We start from the raw sequence: 19,469 nt of genomic DNA, 5'->3' as shown, positions 1-19,469 counted from the left end.
GTGCCGACGCCACCCGAGCAGCCCGAGCAACCAGCGCCGCCGGAGAAGCCAGTGCCGCCGGAGAAGCCAGTGCCGCCCGAGCAGCCCGACAGTTAAGCCGTGCCCAGGGCGACGCCCAGCTTCTTCAGGTATTGGCGATAGGCGATGCTGACGCGGTCGCAGCGGAGCGACAGCTCGGCCTGCAGGTCGAGCGGCAGGTTCTCCGGCTTCTGGTTCTCGACGATCGGCTTGTCCTGCGCGAAGATCATGTCCTGGAACTCGACGATCTCCTCGTCGGTTGTGCCCGTGTCGTAGTTGAAGGAGAGGATGCCGTAGGCAACCGACTTGCCTTCGTCGACGGGACGGACGGTCAGCAGGATCGTCATCAGGTTGCCGAGCTCGCGGTCGCGCTTCGTGAAGCGGACGGTGAGCGGCCTGAGAATCTTGTACGTGTAGTAGACGTTCTTCGCTTGCCCGGAGCCGTCGGGATCGGGCTGGAACACCGCGATCTCCTCGGAGCGGATGCCGTCTTCTTCTTCAACCATGCGGTAATCCCCGATCTCCGCGTGATCGGGCATGCCGAGATAGCCTTGGTGGATGAAGGCGAGGTGGCCGACGTCGAGGAAGTTCTCGACGATGCGCGGCGGATTGGCGTTCACCTCTTGCGGCCCCCAGATGACGTTGCGGAAAGTAGAATCGTCGTCTTCGGGGTAGGTTACGAGAGGAGGCTCATTCCCCGCGAGGTTCACCCAGACGAGCCCGTAGCGTTCGACGCAGGCGAATGTCCTGGCGCGGGCTTTGAGCGGGATCGCCTGGCTGGCCGGAAGCTGGGGAATCTTGGCGCAGGCGCCGTCCGTGCTGTATTCCCATTCGTGATAAGGGCATACGAGTCGGCCTTCCCGGACGCAGCCGAGCGACAGAGCGGCTCCGCGGTGGACGCACAGGTCGGAGAAGGCATGAACGCCTTCCTCCGTCCGGAACAGAACGAGTCTCTCGCGCAGGATGACGATCGGAATCGGTCGGTCCCGCAGATCGGACGAGCGGCAGGCGACGATCCAGTCATTCGCGAGTACCGGATCGAGGGAGGCAGCGGTCATAGTTGTCGTCATCGAATATCCTCTTTTCCATGTTGTCGTCACATGTTGTTTGAACGTTAAATGCGAACATTTAGTTACAGTTTACAATCAAACGTCCGTAAAAATCTATACTTTTCACCAAAAGTACACTATAATCAAACGGTCGCTACTCGAATCACCCCCAACATGAGGAGGCCTCCAACGAGCATCATGCAGCAGCAACAGACAACAGCGCAAAGCAACGGATTATTGGTCGGAGTCGACGACAAGATCGGCACAGGCAAAGCTTTCTTGCTCGGACTCCAGCACGTGCTGGCCATGGACCTGTACATCGCCCCCATCATCATCGCCGGTCTGCTCGGCTTAAGCGGCGGCGACACCTCGTTCTTCATCCAGATGTGCTTCCTGGCCACGGGGATCGGAACGCTGATCCAGACAGGCATCTTCCTGCGTCTTCCGGTTGTCCAGGGCCCTTCTTATATTCCGATCGGAGCGATGGCCGCCATCGGCAACAAGCTCGGCCTGGCCGCGATGACGGGCAGCCTGCTGCCGGGCGCTCTGCTGATCGCGATTCTCGGCTTGCCGCTGAAGTGGTTCGCCAAAGCCGTTCGCAAGGTCATTCCTCCGGTCGTCGGCGGCACCGTTATTATGGTTGTCGGCGTCACGCTCATTCCGTCGGCAATGAACAGCATCTTCACGTCTCCCGGCAATCTCGGGCATAACGTGACGGTTGCGGGCGTCTCCGCCGCCGTGCTCGTCGTCTGCATGCTGCTGGGCAACAAGCTGAAGCGCGGAGGAACGCTGTTCCGCCTCCTCTCCGTCATCTTCGCGATTGTGATCGGCACGCTCGTAGCTTCCTTCTACGGGACGGTCGACTTCTCGCCGGTCAAGGATGCGAGCTGGGTGAAGCTGCCCAAGCTGTTCCCGTTCGGAACGCCGACCTTCGACCTGAGCGCCGTGCTGACGATGGCCGTCGTTTACCTGATCGTCCTGATCGAGACAACCGGCACCTGGTTCGTCGTCTCCTCCGTAACCGGCAGCGAGCTGACCGAGAAGCGGCTGAATCGCGGCGCATTCGGCGAAGGCATCGGCTGCTTCGCCGGCTCGATCTTCGGCGGCTCGCCGATGACGGGCTACTCCTCGAACGCGGGCCTCATTGCCGTGACGGGCGTCGCCAGCCGCATGGCGATTATGGCCGGGGGGGTCATTCTGCTCGCCCTGGGTCTTCTGCCGAAGCTGTCCGTGCTCATCACCTGTATCCCGGAACCGGTCATCAACGGTATTTTCGCCATTGTCTGTGTCGCTATTCTAATGAACGGCATGAAGGTCATCCAGCCGCTCAAGATCGACGACCGCAACATGATGATTGTGGGCATTCCGATCGCGCTGACGCTCGGCCTGACGGTATTCCCGTCGGATGTGCTGTACACCCTTCCGGATATCGTGAACTACATTCTGTCCTCGGGCACGGCCGTCGGGGCAATCGCCGCGCTTGTTCTCAACCTGGTCATTCCGAAGGGCAAGGAACGGAATTCCGAAGGATAACCGCGGTGCTCCCGATCTAATGTTCGGATTTGCCCGTTTTTCTGCATGGTGCCAACGGATTGATAAGGATTATCATTGTAAAAATCGAATGTTTAGGCGAATGCCCGCTTGACGCGTACGGATTTATGCAGTAGCATGTGAAGTGCGCCAGGCGGAACCGGCACGTTGCCGCGCTCCAAGGCGAACATTCACATTCATTCGTATATCCTCGGCGATACGGGCTGAGAGTTTCTACCGGGAACCGCAAATTCCCGACTACGACGAATGTGGGATTCCGACTCCCACACTCGCTCGCGGTCGGGGATTTTTTTGTTTATCCTGCGGCCGGCGGCGGCACTCGGGCACAGATGCCCTTATCACAGGAGGCTGACCACTCATGAATCGTTATGACGTCATCGTTGTCGGTGCCGGCCCGGCCGGGATTTTCACCTGTTACGAGCTTACCCGCAAGGCCCCCGGACTCAAGGTGCTGCTCGTGGACAAGGGGCATGACATTCGCCGCCGCAGTTGCCCCATTCTGGAGGAGAAGATCAAGCTGTGTCCTCCTGCGGCAGGCAAGAAGGAGTTCGCCGGCTGTCTGCCCGCGTGCTCGATCACGGCCGGCTTCGGCGGCGCCGGAGCGTACAGCGACGGCAAGTTCAACATCACGACCGAGTTCGGAGGCTGGCTGACCGATTATCTGCCTCCTTCGCAGGTGCTCTCGCTGATCAAGTACGTGGACGAGGTCAATCTGGAGCACGGAGCGACCCCGAGCATCACCGATCCGACGACGGACACGGTGCGCGGCATCGAGCGGAAGGCGTACGCGGCGGGGCTGAAGCTGCTGCGGGCGCAGGTTCGCCACCTCGGTACCGAGCAGAACCTGGAGATCATGAAGTCCATCTCGGACTATCTGGGCACCCGGGTCGAGATGCGGTTCAAGACGGAGGTCGACGATCTGCTCACGGTGAGAATAGACGGGAAACACAAGACGACCGGCATTCGGCTGAAGAACGGGGAAGAGCTCGAGGCGGACACCGTGGTGATCGCTCCCGGACGGGACGGCTCGGCCTGGCTGACGGAGGTGCTGAAGAGGCGCCGCCTGAAGATGTACAACAACCAGGTGGACGTCGGCGTCCGCGTCGAGACGTCCGATGTCGTCATGCGGGAGATCAACGAGCACCTCTACGAGGGCAAGTTCATCTTCAACACGTCGGTCGGCACGCGGGTGCGAACGTTCTGCAGCAACCCGTCGGGCCACGTCGTCGTCGAGAACCACAGCGGCGTCATGGCGGCGAACGGGCACGCATTCAAGGACCCGGCGCTCGGCTCAAGCAACACGAACTTCGCGCTGCTCGTCTCGCACAAGTTCACGGAGCCGTTCGACAAGCCGAACGAGTACGCCCGCGAGATCTGCAAGCGCGCGAACGATCTGTCGAGCGGGGGCGTCATCGTTCAGAAGTACGGGGACATTCTTCGCGGCCGCCGCTCCACCGAGGCGCGGATCAAGGAAGGCTTCCTCGAGCCGACGCTGAAGGAGGCGGTGCCGGGCGACCTCGGGCTCGTGCTGCCGTACGTCACGATGAAGAGCCTGATCGAGATGGTCGAGGCGCTCGAGAAGGTGACGCCGGGCATCGCCTCCGAGCACACGCTGTTCTATGGCGTCGAAGCGAAGTTCTACTCGGCCCGCCCGCAGCTGACGGAGAAGCTCGAGACCGAGATCGCCGGCCTCTACTGCGGCGGCGACGGAGCGGGCGTCACCCGCGGCCTCGCGCAGGCGGGCGCAGCCGGCGTCTGGATCGCCAGGGCCATTGCGGAGAAGATAAGCTAGTCGGAATGCGGCTCTGCGGCTTGCCCGCAGGGCTGTTTTTGTGCGTGAACCCGCCGCCGCCGCCGCTCGTTGCCGGGATTTTATGCGAAAATTCACATTGGCGCAGCCCGATAATGGCCCGATTGGGCGATTATATGCGAAAAATAGCATACATAGAGAAAATTCCGGCTCGACCTGCCGCATAAATGCTAAAAACCGCATAAAACATCCCGATTGTCTCCCGATCCAAGCCGACGAATGCGAAAAATCGCATAAAACTTCGCAACCCTCCGCTTTTTCCGCTCAGCCCCCGCACCTTAAAAAAACAAACATCGCCCCCTAATTAACTGAATTGTTCGGAGCTGCCAAAGAGAGCATAATGAAGCCCGTAGACAACCTGAAGGGGGTAAACGAATTGACAAACGGGAAAAAAGTGCTTGGCGTCGTAACGGCAGCGGGCTTGCTCGCAGCGAGCCTGTCGGCTTGCGGGTCCTCCGACAATAATAACAACAAGAACGCTTCGGGCTCCGAACCGGCTTCCTCCGCACCTGCCTCTTCGGCAGCGGCGTCCCAGAGCTCCGGCGAGAAGGTCACGATTACGTTCCAGAATATTTACCCGGACTCTTCCGATCCGAAGTACCAGATGCTCCATAAGATCGTAAGCGATTACGAGACGGCTCATCCGAACGTCCACATCGAGCTCGACTCCTTGAACACCGACCAACAGAAGCTGAAGCTGAAGACGCAGGCGGCGTCCAAGGAAGTTCCGGACATCACGATCGTCAACCCGAAGGCGCAGATGCAGCCGTTCGTCGATGCCGACCTGTTCGCTCCGCTGAACGACATGGTGCAGCAGAATGGCCTCGCCGACACGTTCCAGACCGGCATCCTCGATCCGTATACGTTCAACGGCAATCTGTACGCGCTTCCGGACGGCAACAACATCGCCATCCTGTACTACAACAAGGAGCTGTTCCAGCAAGCCGGCATCGCGAACCCGCCGTCGACGTTCGAGGAGCTCATCGCCGACGTCAAGACGCTTAAGGCCAAGGGCATCACCCCGCTCGCAATCGGCGAGAAGGATTCCTGGACCGGCTCCTTCCTGTTCATGAACATCCTGCTCCGCACGTACGGGCCGGGCTTCCTGCAGGACGTGACGGACGGCAAGACGACGTTCGAAGATCCGGCCTTCCTCGAGGCGGTTCAAGCGTTCGAAGACCTCGTCAAGGCAGGCGCGTTCCAGGACGGCGCGACGTCCTTCGACTACAACGCGGGCGAGAACCTGTTCAAGACGGGCAAGTCGGCCATGTACTTCATGGGCTCCTGGGCAACCGGCGGCATCGAGACGTCCGATGTCAGCAAGGACGCCAATGTCGGCGTCTTCAAGTTCCCGACCGTTAACGGCAAGGGCGACCCGAACCAATACATGCTCGCTCCGGGCTCGGCGTTCGCGGTGTCCAAGAACAGCAAGCATCTGACCGAGACGCTCGACTTCCTGAACTACTTCATGCTGAACTATCCGAAGGAGTTGTTCGGCCTGAAGGGCGCGGTCGGTCTGGCGCAGAAGGTGGAAGGCGACTTCAAGGCTGCCGGCTACTCCGACATGTCGATCACGGTCATGGACCTGTTCACGAGCGTCAACGGCGGCGATCTGAGCTTTGACAACACGATGAATCCGGCCACGTCGCAAGTCCACCTGTCCAGCATTCAGAACCTGTTCGTGAAGCCGGACACCGATCCTTCCGCGGTAGCGAAGGAACACCAGCAGGCTTACGAGGACAACAAACAATAATTCCCGCCAGCTTGACGGAAGGGGGCGCGCCGCGCTCCTCTTTCGTCATCCTCGGGAAGAAGCAGAAGGAGGCGTAAGCCTTGAAAGTGTTGAAGGTATCCAACTGGACGATTGCGGCGTTCGTGCTCCCGTGTCTCATTATCTACATCGGCCTGGTGTTCGTGCCGATCGGCGTGTCCGCCTATACGTCCCTGTTCCAATGGAACGGGATCGTTCCGCTCGGCATGGCCAAGTACATCGGCTTCGACAACTACCATCGCATGTTCACGGGCGATTCCGTGTTCTGGCCGGCCGTGCGCCGCACGTTCCTGCTGGCGGGCTTCTCCATGCTGATCCAGTTGCCGCTCGCGCTGCTGGTGGCGATTCTGATCGGCCGCTATACCCGCAAGGCGAACTTCCTCGTATCGAGCTACTTCCTGCCCGTCATTCTGTCCGTCGTCGTCATCGGGCAGCTCTGGAAGACGATCTACAACCCGGCCTCCCAAGGAGGCATGATCAATCAGATTCTCGACAAGGTCGGGCTTCATTCGTGGACGCATAACTGGCTGACCGATCCGAAGGTCGCGATCTACGCCGTTATCGTCGTCGGCCTGTGGCAATACCTCGGCTATCACCTGCTTATCCAGTTCACCGGAATTCAGAACATCCCGGCCGACATCTACGAAGCCGCCAAGATCGACGGCGCCGATGGCTTCAAGGCCGATCGATATATTACGCTGCCCATGATCGTACCGATCTTCAAAATCTCGTTTGTCCTGTCGTTCATCGGCTCGCTCCAGTCGTTCGACCTGATTATGGTCATGACGGGCGGAGGCCCTGCCCACGCGACGGACGTCGTGGCCATGCACATGTACAACATGAGCTTCCTGTCCCAGAAGTACGGGTACGGAAGCGCGGTGGGAACGTTCCTCGTCGCTATGTGCTTGATCGTTACCGTGCTCATCAACTTTATTTTCAACCGGTTAGAGAAACGATACTCATAGAGAGAAGGAGGCGCTCCGCCGATGAACCGATCCGTCAGCCTGCCCAGCGCGAAGCCCGCCGCCCAAGCCGCCAAGCGGCCGCTGCCCATCGTCAAGACGCTTGTCTTCACCCTCTTCGGCATTCTGCTCGTCACGCAGCTGTACCCGCTGCTCTGGCTGCTCATCTATTCCTTGAAGACGAACGAAGAGATTCTGTCCGGAAGCTTCTTCGCTCTGCCGAAGGCCGTTCAATGGGTCAATTACAAGAGCGCCTTCGGCGGCGGGAAGTATTGGGATTACTTGACGAACAGCCTGCTCGTGACGACGATCACGATGGTGTGCGTCATCGTTCTGGCGTCGCTCGCCGCGTTCGCCATCACGCGATTCCGCTGGAAGTACAGCCAATACGTCATGCTGCTGTTCCTGCTCGGGATGATGATTCCGCTGCAAGCGACGCTGCTGCCGATCATGGTCATGTTCAGCCATCTGGACATCCTGAATACGAGACTCAGCCTGATTCTTCCGTATATCGCCTTCCAGACGCCGATCGCGGTGTTTATCATGAGCGGCTTCATGAAGACGATTCCGACGGAGATCGAGGAATCTGCTATTATTGACGGAGCGGGAGTGCTCCGAATCTTCCGCAGCATCGTGCTGCCGGTCTCGGTGCCGCCGATCATGACGGTGTGCATCCTGACCTTCATCAACATCTGGAACGAATACGTGCTGGCCGCGACCTTCATCTCCAAGGAGAGCCTCAAGACGCTCCCGTTCGGGGTCAACAGCTTCGTCAGCCAGTTCTCCGTCAACTATGGGGCAATCGGCGCGTTCCTGGTGCTCGGAGCTCTTCCGGTTATTCTTATCTACTTCCTGCTCGCCGAGAAAATAACCAAAGGCATGGTGGCCGGAGCCGTCAAAGGGTGATCGTACGCTAATGAAGAGATTCCAGTCCATCCACGGACGCTTGTTCCTGATCTTCCTGTTCAGCTTGCTCGGCTTGCTTCTTATCGTCAGCTTCGTGTATTACCAGAGGGCAACCGAGCAGGTCAGGGACAAGGTCGGAGTCGTCGCGGAGAAAAACATCTCGCAAACCGTCGGCTTGTTCGACTTGATGCTGAAGGGGTACGACAGCGTCACCAAGTCGCTCAACAGCAACAACGAGCTGATGAAGCTGCTTCAGACGGAAGCGGCCGGCGGCGTCGAGGCGGTCAATCTGGAGCGCCGCATTACCGATATTCTCGGGGCGATCTTCTATTCCCGCAACGACATTATCGGGATTCACGTCGTGACGAACTCCGGCAAGGTGTTCAGCTTCGACCTGTCGATCGGGGCGGCGGCGCACGACTATTCGGGCCAGACCTGGTTCGAGGAGCTTATGCAATCGACGGGCGAGATGAAGTGGTTGGGCGTATACCCGAAGTCTCTGATGAGCGCGGGAATCGACCGGCCTGTTTTTGCTTTTGGCCGCCAGGTGTTCGAGCTGAGCACGCTGAAGCCGGTCGGCGTCGTTCTGATCGAGACGGACGCCGGGGCGATCGTCTCCGCGCTTCGCAACGCCAGCCTGGCGCCGGGAAGCAACGTCATCATCCGCGACTCGGCCGGCCAGGAGATTATCCGCACGCAGCAGGACGAGAACGCGGCGAGCCTGCCGGACGATTGGCCGGGCCCGCTCAAGATCGGCGAGGTGCTTGTGCGCGAGCATGAGGGCGCCATGGTGACCGCCGCCCGGATCAGCACGGCCGACTGGACGGTCATCGGCGTGACGCCGAACCGGGAGCTGAATCTGGAGCTCAAGCAGACGCAGCAGTTCCTGCTCACCGTCATTCTGGTCCTGGTCATTGCGGCGACCGTGCTGGCGACGCTTGTCTCCCGTTCGTTCTCCTCGCCGTTCAAGCGGTTGATTCAGCAGATGAAGCAGGTGGAGCTGGGCAACTTCAAGGGGCGGGTTCACGTTCATTCCTACCACGAATTGAACGTTCTTGTCAGCTCGTTCAACCGGATGGTGGAGCAGATGGACGACTTGATCGAGCGCATCAAGCTGGCATCGATCAGCGAGAAGAACGCGCAGCTTCAGGCGCTGCAGTCGCAGGTCAACCCGCACTTCCTGTTCAACACGCTGGACATGATCTATTGGATGCTGGACGAGCGCGAGAACGACCGGCTCGGCAAGGTCATTCTGTCGTTGTCGCGAATTCTCCGCTTCAGCAGCGATTGGGAGGAAGCGTCCCGCACGACGCTGCGGACCGAGCTGGAGCAGCTCGGCCATTACCTGACGATTATCGAGACGAGGCTGAAGGGGCGCGTTCGCACAAGCATCGAGGTGGAGGAGCAATGGCTGGACACGAAGGTTCCGAAAATGATTCTGCAGCCGATCATCGAGAATGCGGTGAAGTACGGACTGGAGCCGTTGAATCGCGAAGGGCTGCTGCGCGTCTATTCCCGGGAGACCGACGGCAGACTTGAGATCGTGGTGCAGGACGACGGGGTCGGGATGGATGCGGAGACGCTGGCGAAGCTGCGGAACTCGCTTGGGAAGGATATGTCGTCCCGGGATCGCGGCATGGATAACGAAGAGCGGCTTGGCATCGGCCTTCAGAACGTGCACCGCCGGATTCGCCTCCTGTTCGGGGAAGCGTACGGATTGAGTATCGATAGCGAGCCGGGACGGGGGACGACGGTCATCGCCTCGTTCCCGATCGAGAGCAGAGGAGGGAACGCCTCATGAACATCCTCGTGGTTGACGACGAGAGCATCATTCGCGACGGAATCGAACGGACGATCCGCAAGGCCTATCCGCAGCATCGCGTCTATCTGGCCTCCAGTCCGGAGGAGGCGGTCGACCTGCTGAAGGCGCAGCGGATCGACCTCGTTCTGACCGACGTGCTCATGCCCGGAATGACCGGGCTCGAGCTGATGGAGATGTCGCGCGCAAGGCATGCGCACGTAAGATGGGTCGTCATCTCGGCGTACTCCGAGTTCGCCTACGCCAAGGAGGCGGTGCGGCTGGGGGCGAAGGATTACCTGCTCAAGCCGATCGGCAAGGAGATTCTGATCGAGAAGCTTCGCGAGCTGGGCGAGGAGCTCGAGCGGGAGAACGAGCGGACGAACGAGGCGCAGCTTCTGAAGACGAACCTGAAGTATCTGCGCGAGGCGGTGTTCGCGCGCTGGGCGTCCGGGCTCGATCTGGGCAACCTCGACCTGACGGCGTTCACCGGCAGCCACCCGCACTTCCACCTGATTCTGGTCAAGCTGGAGAGCGACGCGGATCTGCGGCTGGAGCACTTCATCGTGGAGAACGTGCTATCGGAGCTGATCGATTCGGCGGGCCGGGGATTCGTGGCGAACGCCGACGCGCGAAGCCTGCTCGGGCTTGTGACGCTGAGCGAGGAAGGGCGGCTTGCGAAGCTGATCGAGCAGCTTCGGACGCATCTGAAGCGGTATCTGAAGGTTCCGTTCCAGGTGCTGCACAGCGAGCGGCTCACCGACATGGCGACCGTGCCGGGCGAGGTGCAGGCGATGCGGCGCACAAGCGAGTCGCAGTTGTACGACCACTACGCGAGCGGCGGGGAGAAGGCGGTCGAAGTCGCGCTGCAGTACATCCATGCGCACCTTGCGTCGGAGCTGTCGCTGGAGAAGGTCGCGTCGATCGTCTTCCTGAACTCGGTGTACTTCAGCCAGTTGTTCAAGCAGAAGACGGGCCACGGCTTCAAGGAATACGTCACGCAGCTTCGACTCGAACGCGCGATGGAGCTGCTGCGCGAATCCGAGCTGAAGGTGGGCGACATCAGCGAACGGGTCGGTTATCCGGACGTCAGGCACTTCTCGCAGATTTTCCGCAAGAAGACCGGCTTCACCCCTTCGGAGTACCGGCAGCACGAGGTGGAGGCGGCGGGCCGGGGATGAGCGGCGGGGCGGCTGTCAGAGCGCGATCGCGAGGCAGGCGAGGACGGACAGCAGCAGCGAGACGAGCAGCAAGACGGCGAGCGGACGCAGCGCGCCGCGAAGCTCGCGCGCGTCGACGTTCAGGCCGAGCGCCGCCATGGCGACGGAGAGCAGCAGCGTCGTCAGCCGCGAAGCCTCGGCTTCCCATCCGGCGGGAAGCGGCAGCCATTCGCCCGGGCCGGTCGAGGCGAGCAGGCTCATCGCGAGGAAGCCGAGCAAGTACCAGGGAAGGCTTCGCCATGCGCTTGCCGCCGGAAGCTCCCGGCGAGCGCGACGGGCCCGCAGCGCTTGCAGCGCGAAGACGGTCGGCACGAGCAGCAGCACGCGGCTGAGCTTGGCGAGCATGCCGGTCTCGAGCGCATCAGGACCGCCCGCCGCGGACGCCATGGCGACATGTGCGATCTCGTGCAGCGTCAGGCCGGTCCAGACGCCGTATTCGGCGCCGGACAGCGGCAGGAGCGGCTGCAGCAGCGCGTCGCCGAGCGCGAAGACGGTGCCGACGGCGGCGATCAGCCCGATGCCGACGGCCGTCTTCTGCTCCTTCGCGCCGAGCAGGGGGGCGGCTGCGGCGATGGCCGCTGCACCGCAGATGCCGGTGCCGATCGCGAGCAGCATCGTCAGCTCGGCGTCGGCCCGCAGCCAGCGCCGCAGCAGCGCGCTTGCCGCGAGTGCGAAGGCGAGCGTCGCGACGGCTCCTGCGAGCAAGGGGAGCCCTTGCCGCAGGACGGTCTCGACCGGAAGCTTCAGGCCGAGCAGGACAATCGCGGCTCGCAGCAGCTTCGTTCCGGCGAACGAGATGCCCGGACGCAGCGCTTCCGGGCAGCCGAGAAGCTGGCGGTACAGGATGGCGACGAGCAGCGTGCACGCCATCGGGCCCGCGAGCGAGAGGCCCGGCAGGCGCGCGAGCTGCCAGCCGGCGAGGCACAGAATCGCGGCCAAGGCGAGGCCCGGGAACAGTCCGGGGCGAACGTTCAGCCTGGGGAATGGCGGAAGCCGCAGTCTGCGGAAGCGCGGCGCATGTCGGAGACGGGCTTGGAACAAGAACAGGAGCAGGAACAGGAACATTCGAATCACCTCTTGCCTTCAGCATACTCGGCCGTTTACCATAAGGAAAATCGATATTTATTATAAAGTTCATAATGATTGAGTTATGTATGGTGAGGGGATGGATGCCCGATGGATGCCCAGCTTGAGGTGTTCGAAGCGGTGGCCCGGCTGCGGAGCTTCTCCAAGGCGGCCGAGCGCCTGCATATTACGCAGCCTGCAGTGAGCCAGCAGATTCGCGCGCTCGAGGATTCGCTCGGGGTGCGGCTGCTCGAGAGAACGAACAAGGCGGTGTCGCTGACGAATGCGGGGGAGATCGCCCTGCGCCACGCGAAGGAGATCAACGGATTGTACCGCGCGATGAGCGAGCGGATCGGGGAGCTGATGAATTGTGTCGGCGGCCCGATTGCGATCGGCGCCAGCTATACGTTCGGGGAATATGCGCTGCCTCCGGCGCTGGCGCGGCTCCATCGCGACTACCCGGACATCCGGCCGACGATCGCAATCGGCAATACGGCGGAGATCGCCGATCGGCTGCGGGCGCGGGAGCTCGATATCGGCATCGTCGAGGGGGAAGATGTCGGCACCGGCCTCCGGTCGGAGAAGCTGGCGGACGACGAGATGGTGCTCGCGGCGGCGCCGGAGCATCCGATCGCCGGGGTGCGGCATCCCTCCCCGGCCCGGCTCGCCGAGGAGACGTGGCTTGTCCGCGAGGAAGGCTCCGGCACGCGCGCGGCAACCGACCGGCTGCTCGCCGCCATGGGCGTTCGGCCCGTCCGTTTGATGGAGCTTGGCAGCACCCAACTGATCAAGGAGATGGCGGAGGCCGGCCTCGGGATCACGCTGCAGTCGCGGCTGGCGCTGCGCAAGGAATTGAAGTTGGGAACGCTCCGGGTGCTGGGCGGGGTGTCCGGAACTCCCTTCCGCCGGGAATTCCGGCTGCTGCTCCGCAACGGGGAGCCGATGACCCGCTCGCTCGACGCATTCCTGGGAACGCTCCGGCTGGCGGCAACGGAGCTGCTGGGCGAACAAAGGGAGCCGGGACGGAGCGACAAGGAGTGAATCAGGCTCGTCGGAGCTCACTCGGCCGGCGTCCTCTCCCCTCTGGCGGCATTATGTCTCTTCTCCCCTTCGTTCAGGATGGCACAGCACAGGGCCGTGATCCGCAAGGGGAGGTTCCTGAGCCGACGGGAGGAGAGGCATAAGCGTCCGGAAGGAGGATGGCGCCCGTTCCTCGGAGCTACTCCCCCGCCGCCCCGTGACGACCGCTGTGCGCGTTGCGGTATTCGCGCGGGCTGCAGCCGTACTTCTTCTTGAAGACGCGGCTGAAGTAGTAGACTGTGCCGAAGCCGGCGACCTCGGCGATCGACGAGATCGAGCCGCTTGTTCCGAGCAGAAGTTCGGCCGCGCGCGCCAGCCGGATCTCGGTCAGGCGGCCGACGATCGTCTTGCCGGTCAGCCGCTTGTACTTGCGGGCCAGATGATGATAGCTCATATGCAGAGAAGAGGCGAGGCGACGGACGTCCATTCTCTCATCGCCGGAATCGTTCAGATGAATCTCGACTTTCCGCAGCAGGGCGGCATCGGTAAGCGAAGCCGGGCGGGCGCTGCGGCCCTCCGGCTCGCGAATGGCCGCTATTCGCAGCAGGAACTGGACAACGGAGAGCCGCACGACGAGCGGCAACGAATCCGCCTCCGCGAAGATGGCCTCCAGCCGTTCCTTGAGACCGTAGCGATCGGGATAGCAGCCGGGCGGCCAGCGGCGCAGCTCGCTTAGCAATCGGTACACGCTCCCGTCTCCCGCCGCCTCGTCCTCCGTCCCCTCGTCCTCCTCCCTTGCCGTCGCCGCCGCACGCTCGACCGACCAGCGCAGGCAGAGACCCCGGTGGGGCGCGTCCGGCACGTACTCATGGGAATGCTCCACGCCCGGCGGGATGAGGAAGAATTCCCCGGCCTTCACCTCCAGCATGTCGCCCCCGAAGCCCGTCTTCATCGTCCCTTCATAGACATAATTCAATTCGTACCAAGCGTGCACGTGAGGCGGGCACCGCTTGGCTCCCCAAGGATGCTCGGCGATGACCTCGATGATCTCGATATCCGCATCGCCGACGACAACATGACCGTATACGTCCTCCTCCAGCGCCTGAATTCGCACGTGGTCTCCTCCTTCTCCCGAATGCTGTCTCCATCGTAGCATAATGCAGCAGATCATTTTAGTGCAAAAAGAGGTCGATTCGATGAATTTACTTCTGCCCGCGGACGCCCGACAATGAGAGGGGATAGAGGTACTCGAGGATGATGAAGGAGAGGCGAACTTCTTGTGAGAAAATTGCATCTGATCAGCAACGCCCATCTCGACCCGGTGTGGCAGTGGGAGTGGGAGGAAGGCGCGGCGGCGGCGGTATCGACGTTCCGGGCGGCCGCGGAGTTCTGCAGGGAGTACGACGGCTACGTGTTCAACCACAACGAGGCGCTGCTGTATCGCTGGATCGAGGAGTACGAGCCGGGTTTGTTCGCGGAGATTCAGGAGCTTGTCCGCTTGGGCAAGTGGCATATTATGGGCGGCTGGTACTTGCAGCCGGATTGCAATATGCCCTCGGGCGAGTCGATCGTGCGGCAGATTGTGCTCGGGCGCAGCTACTTCCGCGAGAAGTTCGGGGCGCGGCCGACGACGGCGATCAACTTCGATTCCTTCGGCCACTCGCGGGGACTTGTGCAGATCATGAAGCAGGCGGGCTACGACTCTTACCTGTTCATGCGGCCGGAGGGGAAGCTGGCTGCCGCGGCGGAAGACTTCGTGTGGGTCGGCTTCGACGGCTCGGAGGTGCTGGCGCATCAGATTAGCGAGGGCTACAACACGCTGCTCGGCGAGGCGCATAAGAAGATCGGACGCTGGTTGGAGAAGTATGCGGACGAGGAAGACGAGCGGCCGCGGCTGCTGCTGTGGGGAGTGGGCAATCACGGCGGAGGTCCGTCGCGGCTCGATCTCGACCGGATCGGCGCCATGATGGCGGAAGAGGGCCCGGCGGAGCTCGCGCATTCCACGCCGGAGGCATACTTCGCGGAGCTGAAAAACGTGCCGGGTCTGCCGCGCCACGACAACGACCTCAACCCGCGGTTCGTCGGCTGCTACACCTCGATGATTCGCATCAAGCAGAAGCACCGCAAGCTGGAGAACGAGCTGTATGCGACCGAGAAGATGCTGGCGTCGGCCGCTGTGCAAGGGCTGCTTCGTTACCCGGCAGGCGAGCTGAAGGAAGCGTTCCATGACCTGATGGTCGCCCAGTTCCACGACATTCTTCCGGGCAGCTCGATCCAGCCCGCCGAGGAGGCGTCGATCCGGCTGCTCGATCACGGCCTCGAGATCGCATCGCGGCTGCGGGCGCGCGCCTTCTTCGCACTCGCGTCGGGCCAGCCGAAGGCGAACCTGGGCGAATATCCGATTCTTGTGTACAATCCGCATCCGTATCCCGTGCGGGGAACGTTCGCTTGCGAATTCATGCTGGAGGACCAGAACTGGACGGAGGAATTCTCGATGCCGGTCGTCTACCGGGACGGGGAGAAGATCGCCGGCCAGCCGGAGAAGGAGCACAGCAACCTGAATCTCGACTGGCGCAAGCGGGTTGTCTTCGAGGCGGAGTTGGCCCCGTCCTCCATGAACCGGTTCGATTGCCGGATGGTCAAGCTTCCGTCTAAGCCGAAGCCGGTGTTGGCGGAGACGGACGGCTATCTCCGGTTCCGCTCGGACGAACTGGAGGTCGCGATCAACACGAGAACGGGCCTGATCGACGATTATATCGCGGGCGGCGTATCCCGCCTGAAGCCGGAAGCGTTCCTGCCGCTTGTCCTCGCGGACAACGAGGACCCGTGGCGGATGGACACCGACCGCTTCGGCCCGGAGCTCGGCCGCTTCCGCCTGATGAGCCCCGGCCGGAGCACGGCGTTCTCCGGCGTGAAGGAAGGGGCGCTGCCGGCGGTTCGGGTGATCGAGGACGGCGAGGTGCGAACCGTCGTCGAGGCGCTGCTGGAATACGGCGATTCGGCTCTCGTGCTGACGTACCGGCTGCCGAAGCGGGGAACGGAGCTCGAAGTCGAGGCTCGCGTCTACTGGAACGAGAAGGACAAGCTGCTGAAGCTGGCGATTCCGACGCAGCTCGGCCCGGAGGCCGATTATTCGGGGCAGACGGTATACGGCGTGCAGAGGCTGCCCGCGGACGGCACCGAGGCCGTCGCCCAGAAGTGGACGGCTCTGGCCTCCCATGAGCCGGACGGAGGTGCCGTTACGCTGATCAACGACGGAATCTACGGCTCGGACAGCCGGGACGGCGCGATCCGGCCGACGCTGATCCGCGGCGCGGCGTACTGCGCGCATCCGATCGAGAGCCGTCCGATTCTGCCGCAGGATCGGTTCCTGCCGCGCATCGACCAAGGGGAACGGCTATTTACGTTCTGGCTGAACGCCGGCGCAACCGTCGAGCGGCTGGCCGCCGTCGATCGCGAGGCGCTGGTCCATAACGAGCAGCCGTATGCGCTCTCGTTCTTCCCTCACGGCGGCGGCAAGAAGCCGGCCGCGGGAATCGTGCTCGAGCGCGGGCGGCTGCTGCTGACGGCGTTCAAGGAAGCCGAAGCGGGCGGAAGCTATGTCGTGCGCCTCTTCGAGCCGACGGGAGAGCAGGGAGAGGACACGGTGCGCCTTCCCGCGCTGGGCATCGAACGGAAGGTGGAGCTGGGCGGCTTCGAGATCAAGACGTTCCGTCTCGATCCCGCGAACGCCGAATGGACGGAATGGACGCTGACGGAAGACATGTGAAGCAAGCAGGCGGCAAGCCCCCGGGTACCTGGACGACCAGGAGACCCGGGGGCTTTCTCCTTCTAGCGAGGCGACGAGGCCGCGGGAGGCCGGGTTTTATGTGAAAATTCGCATTGGCGCAGCTCGATAACGGACAGTTTGGGCGATTTTATGTGAAAAATGACATAAATAGAAGAAAATCGGGATTTATTCTCCGCATATATGCTAAAAATCGCATAAAAATCCCCGATCCCCCCGGAATCCAAGCCGACGAATGTGAAAAATCATATAAATTCGCCAAAGTCATCGGCCGGAGGGCGAATCCATGGCGATGGTCAAGGTCATGTCCGTATAAGCTTGCCGGATGTCCGGATCGATCAAGGCAGGAAGGCCGTTATCGCCTATAATGAAGTCGTTATCATCAATTCCGGGAGATAAGCTTCGCCGGATGGAGGGAACGCGGAATGTTCGCCGCCAGAAGAATCGCGACAAGAGGCTGGATCGCTCCGCTGCTCGGGCTCGCCCTGTTGGCGGGCTGCAGCGAGGGAGATCGGCCGGAGGCAAAGGAGAGTCAGCAGATGAACAACACAGAACAAGGGGCTTCCCCGGCAGCAACGGCATCCGGGCAGACGAACGGGACGGCAGAACTCGAGCGCGCGCCCACGGACATCGACGTGATCATGGACGACCATTACAAGAACGGCTTCGACCTGCTTGGAATCCGATCGATCGAGACCGGCGATCAGGTCATGGACGTTCTTAACTACGGCCAGCCGTACGGGACATATCCCTTCTGGCGCCTGGCGCAGTGGGGAACGAAGCATTCGCTCGAAGGAGCGGAGCTGCAAACCTTGGCCGAAGGCGTCTACGAATATTCGAACGAAGCGAAGGCGGTCACGGCAGACACGAATACGGGCACGATCACATTGAAGGCGCTCGCGTCGAAGGAGTACGGCCGTCCCCGCCGGGAGGGCGAGGATTGGCCTCATCTTCTGATCGAACAGTATTTTCTGAAGACGCCGTTCCTGAACGATCTGTCCGAATTAAGGGTGAAGGGCTCGCTGCGAATCTCGAAGTTCGAGCCGATGATGGACGAGTCGGCCTACAACCCGTCGCTGCATGCCGCCCAGGTGTCGTGGTACTTGACGATGCAGAACCAGAACACGTCGAGTCCCGGCTACGGGGATTACTTCTGGTTCGGTCTGCCGCTGTTCGACAACCGGGAGCCGCTGCCGGGGGAGAGCTACTTCCAGGACGGGGGCAAGGAGGATACGACGCACAAGTTCATCTATAACATGGATGCGAGTCTTTACCTGTCCAAGAGCCTGCAGGACGGCGAGTGGGCGAGCATCGATCTCGACATTCTTCCTTATGTGCTCAAGGCCAGAGACCTGGCCTACGAAGGCGGGTTCCTGAAGGACACGAAGCCGAGCGATCTGGCCGTCGCCAACATGAATATCGGCTGGGAGCTGCCGGGCACCTTCGATGTGGAATTGCAGGCGCAGGGGCTCTCGATTGCAGCGGCGGAGAACGGCAATGAACAGGAATAAGGCGGCGGACGAACGGTCGAACGAAGGGCTGAAGTACGTTCACAAGTTCTCCGGCAAGGAGTATTTCGCCGACAAGAGCTTCCCGTTCTTCGTCCAGCGTTACCTTCACAACTGGGAGTCGGTTCCGATTCTGCCGATGCACAGCCATGAATTCATCGAGATCGCGTTCGTCGTTCAAGGCTGCGTCACCCACTGCTTCCACTCGGAACAGCTCGGCGAGCTGAAGTACAAAATTTATCCGGGGGATCTGTTCATCATCAACCCCGGAGAGCTCCACACGTACGAGATCGGCAGGGAGGAGCAGGTCGAGCTGGTCAACCTTCTTTTCTACCCGCAATTGATCAATTGGGGCGTTCTGGGGGCTCACGATCACGCGGACTTGTTGAACTTGTTCTACGTGCCGCCGTTCTCGGGCGAGGACGTGCGCTTCCACTCGCTCGTTAAGCTGGACGAGAGCTCGCGCGAGGAAGTGTACTCCTTGATCAAGCGGATGGAAGCGGAGTTCGAGCGGAAGCTGCCCGGCTACCAATCCCTGATTATTGTGAAGCTGCTGGAGATGATTATCTGCCTGAGCCGGCAGCACGCGGTGTATGCTCCCAAGCCGCTTCCCGACAGGCAGGGGAGCGAGGGGCAGCCGGTGGCCGACGTCAACCTGAAGAAGGTCGTCGCATACATCGAACGGAACTATACCCGGGAGCTGTCCGTGCAGGAGCTGACCGAGATCGCGAGATGCAGCCCGCGTCACCTGTCCCGATTGTTCAAGAAGGAGACGGGCATGAGCGTCATTCACTTCCTGCATTACATTCGGATCGAGCAATCCAAGAAGTACTTGTCCTCGACCTGCGAGAAGATCGTGACGATCGGCCAGGAGGTCGGCTTCCCCGACGCGACCTTCTTCAACAAGGTGTTCAAGAAGTTCGAGAACTGCACCCCCTCGGAATACAGGCAGCGGCATCGAGCCGAAGCGTGAGGTCGAACGAATTCCGAAGTCCGAATCGACG

Annotated in this window: 14 protein-coding genes and 1 riboswitch; of the genes, 11 read left to right on the top strand and 3 right to left on the bottom strand. The window is 61.5% G+C overall.

Going from position 1 to position 19,469, the window contains the following annotated elements; all coding sequences use genetic code 11:
* Positions 1–92: 92 nt before the first annotated feature.
* On the bottom strand, positions 93–1,088 hold the full coding sequence (locus E6C55_RS02055) for an aromatic ring-hydroxylating dioxygenase subunit alpha (RefSeq protein ID WP_230986478.1): 996 nt from the start codon (positions 1,086–1,088) through the stop codon (positions 93–95).
* Between the two features lie 177 nt (positions 1,089–1,265).
* Between E6C55_RS02055 and E6C55_RS02050 the strand changes: the two genes are divergently transcribed.
* The 7 genes from E6C55_RS02050 (at position 1,266) to E6C55_RS02020 (ending at position 11,046) form a co-directional block, all read left to right on the top strand.
* On the top strand, positions 1,266–2,600 hold the full coding sequence (locus E6C55_RS02050) for a uracil-xanthine permease family protein (protein WP_136368115.1): 1,335 nt from the start codon (positions 1,266–1,268) through the stop codon (positions 2,598–2,600).
* A gap of 178 nt (positions 2,601–2,778) precedes the next feature.
* A riboswitch (purine riboswitch) is annotated at positions 2,779–2,878 on the top strand.
* A gap of 98 nt (positions 2,879–2,976) precedes the next feature.
* On the top strand, positions 2,977–4,410 hold the full coding sequence (locus E6C55_RS02045; protein ID WP_136368114.1) for an NAD(P)/FAD-dependent oxidoreductase: 1,434 nt from the start codon (positions 2,977–2,979) through the stop codon (positions 4,408–4,410).
* A gap of 394 nt (positions 4,411–4,804) precedes the next feature.
* Positions 4,805–6,181, top strand: coding sequence for an extracellular solute-binding protein (locus E6C55_RS02040; protein WP_230986477.1), 1,377 nt, complete (start codon positions 4,805–4,807; stop codon positions 6,179–6,181).
* An 80-nt stretch (positions 6,182–6,261) separates the two neighbouring features.
* Positions 6,262–7,164, top strand: coding sequence for a carbohydrate ABC transporter permease (locus E6C55_RS02035; RefSeq protein WP_136368112.1), 903 nt, complete (start codon positions 6,262–6,264; stop codon positions 7,162–7,164).
* A gap of 21 nt (positions 7,165–7,185) precedes the next feature.
* Positions 7,186–8,067 carry a carbohydrate ABC transporter permease gene (locus E6C55_RS02030; RefSeq protein WP_136368111.1) on the top strand — a complete coding sequence of 294 codons (882 nt, stop codon included), beginning with the start codon at positions 7,186–7,188 and terminating at the stop codon, positions 8,065–8,067.
* A 10-nt stretch (positions 8,068–8,077) separates the two neighbouring features.
* Entirely contained in the window at positions 8,078–9,868 is a 1,791-nt protein-coding gene (locus E6C55_RS02025; protein ID WP_136368110.1) for a cache domain-containing sensor histidine kinase, read from the top strand.
* Complete coding sequence (locus E6C55_RS02020; protein ID WP_136368109.1) at positions 9,865–11,046, top strand: response regulator; 1,182 nt, start codon at positions 9,865–9,867, stop codon at positions 11,044–11,046. The genes E6C55_RS02025 and E6C55_RS02020 overlap by 4 nt, the downstream gene beginning before the upstream one ends.
* A gap of 15 nt (positions 11,047–11,061) precedes the next feature.
* Here the strand turns inward: E6C55_RS02020 and E6C55_RS02015 are convergent, their stop codons facing one another.
* Entirely contained in the window at positions 11,062–12,150 is a 1,089-nt protein-coding gene (locus E6C55_RS02015) for a YeiH family protein (RefSeq protein WP_136368269.1), read from the bottom strand.
* A gap of 111 nt (positions 12,151–12,261) precedes the next feature.
* On the opposite strand from E6C55_RS02015, the gene E6C55_RS02010 reads away from it, so the two are divergent.
* On the top strand, positions 12,262–13,191 hold the full coding sequence (locus tag E6C55_RS02010) for a LysR family transcriptional regulator (RefSeq protein WP_136368108.1): 930 nt from the start codon (positions 12,262–12,264) through the stop codon (positions 13,189–13,191).
* Positions 13,192–13,369: 178 nt separating this feature from the next.
* Here the strand turns inward: E6C55_RS02010 and E6C55_RS02005 are convergent, their stop codons facing one another.
* Entirely contained in the window at positions 13,370–14,284 is a 915-nt protein-coding gene (locus tag E6C55_RS02005; RefSeq protein ID WP_168735405.1) for an AraC family transcriptional regulator, read from the bottom strand.
* Between the two features lie 165 nt (positions 14,285–14,449).
* Here E6C55_RS02005 and E6C55_RS02000 point away from each other — a divergent pair, with 165 nt between their 5' ends.
* The 3 genes from E6C55_RS02000 (at position 14,450) to E6C55_RS01990 (ending at position 19,438) form a co-directional block, all read left to right on the top strand.
* On the top strand, positions 14,450–16,939 hold the full coding sequence (locus tag E6C55_RS02000) for a glycoside hydrolase family 38 N-terminal domain-containing protein (protein ID WP_136368106.1): 2,490 nt from the start codon (positions 14,450–14,452) through the stop codon (positions 16,937–16,939).
* Positions 16,940–17,382: 443 nt separating this feature from the next.
* Positions 17,383–18,468, top strand: coding sequence for a hypothetical protein (locus E6C55_RS01995; protein ID WP_136368105.1), 1,086 nt, complete (start codon positions 17,383–17,385; stop codon positions 18,466–18,468).
* Complete coding sequence (locus E6C55_RS01990; protein ID WP_168735404.1) at positions 18,455–19,438, top strand: AraC family transcriptional regulator; 984 nt, start codon at positions 18,455–18,457, stop codon at positions 19,436–19,438. Before E6C55_RS01995 ends, E6C55_RS01990 begins: the two co-directional genes overlap by 14 nt.
* Positions 19,439–19,469: the final 31 nt, after the last annotated feature.

Origin of the sequence: Cohnella fermenti (genome assembly GCF_004801405.1) — a bacterium.
GTDB lineage: Bacteria > Bacillota > Bacilli > Paenibacillales > Paenibacillaceae > Cohnella > Cohnella fermenti.
This window is presented reverse-complemented; position numbering and strand designations above follow the sequence as displayed.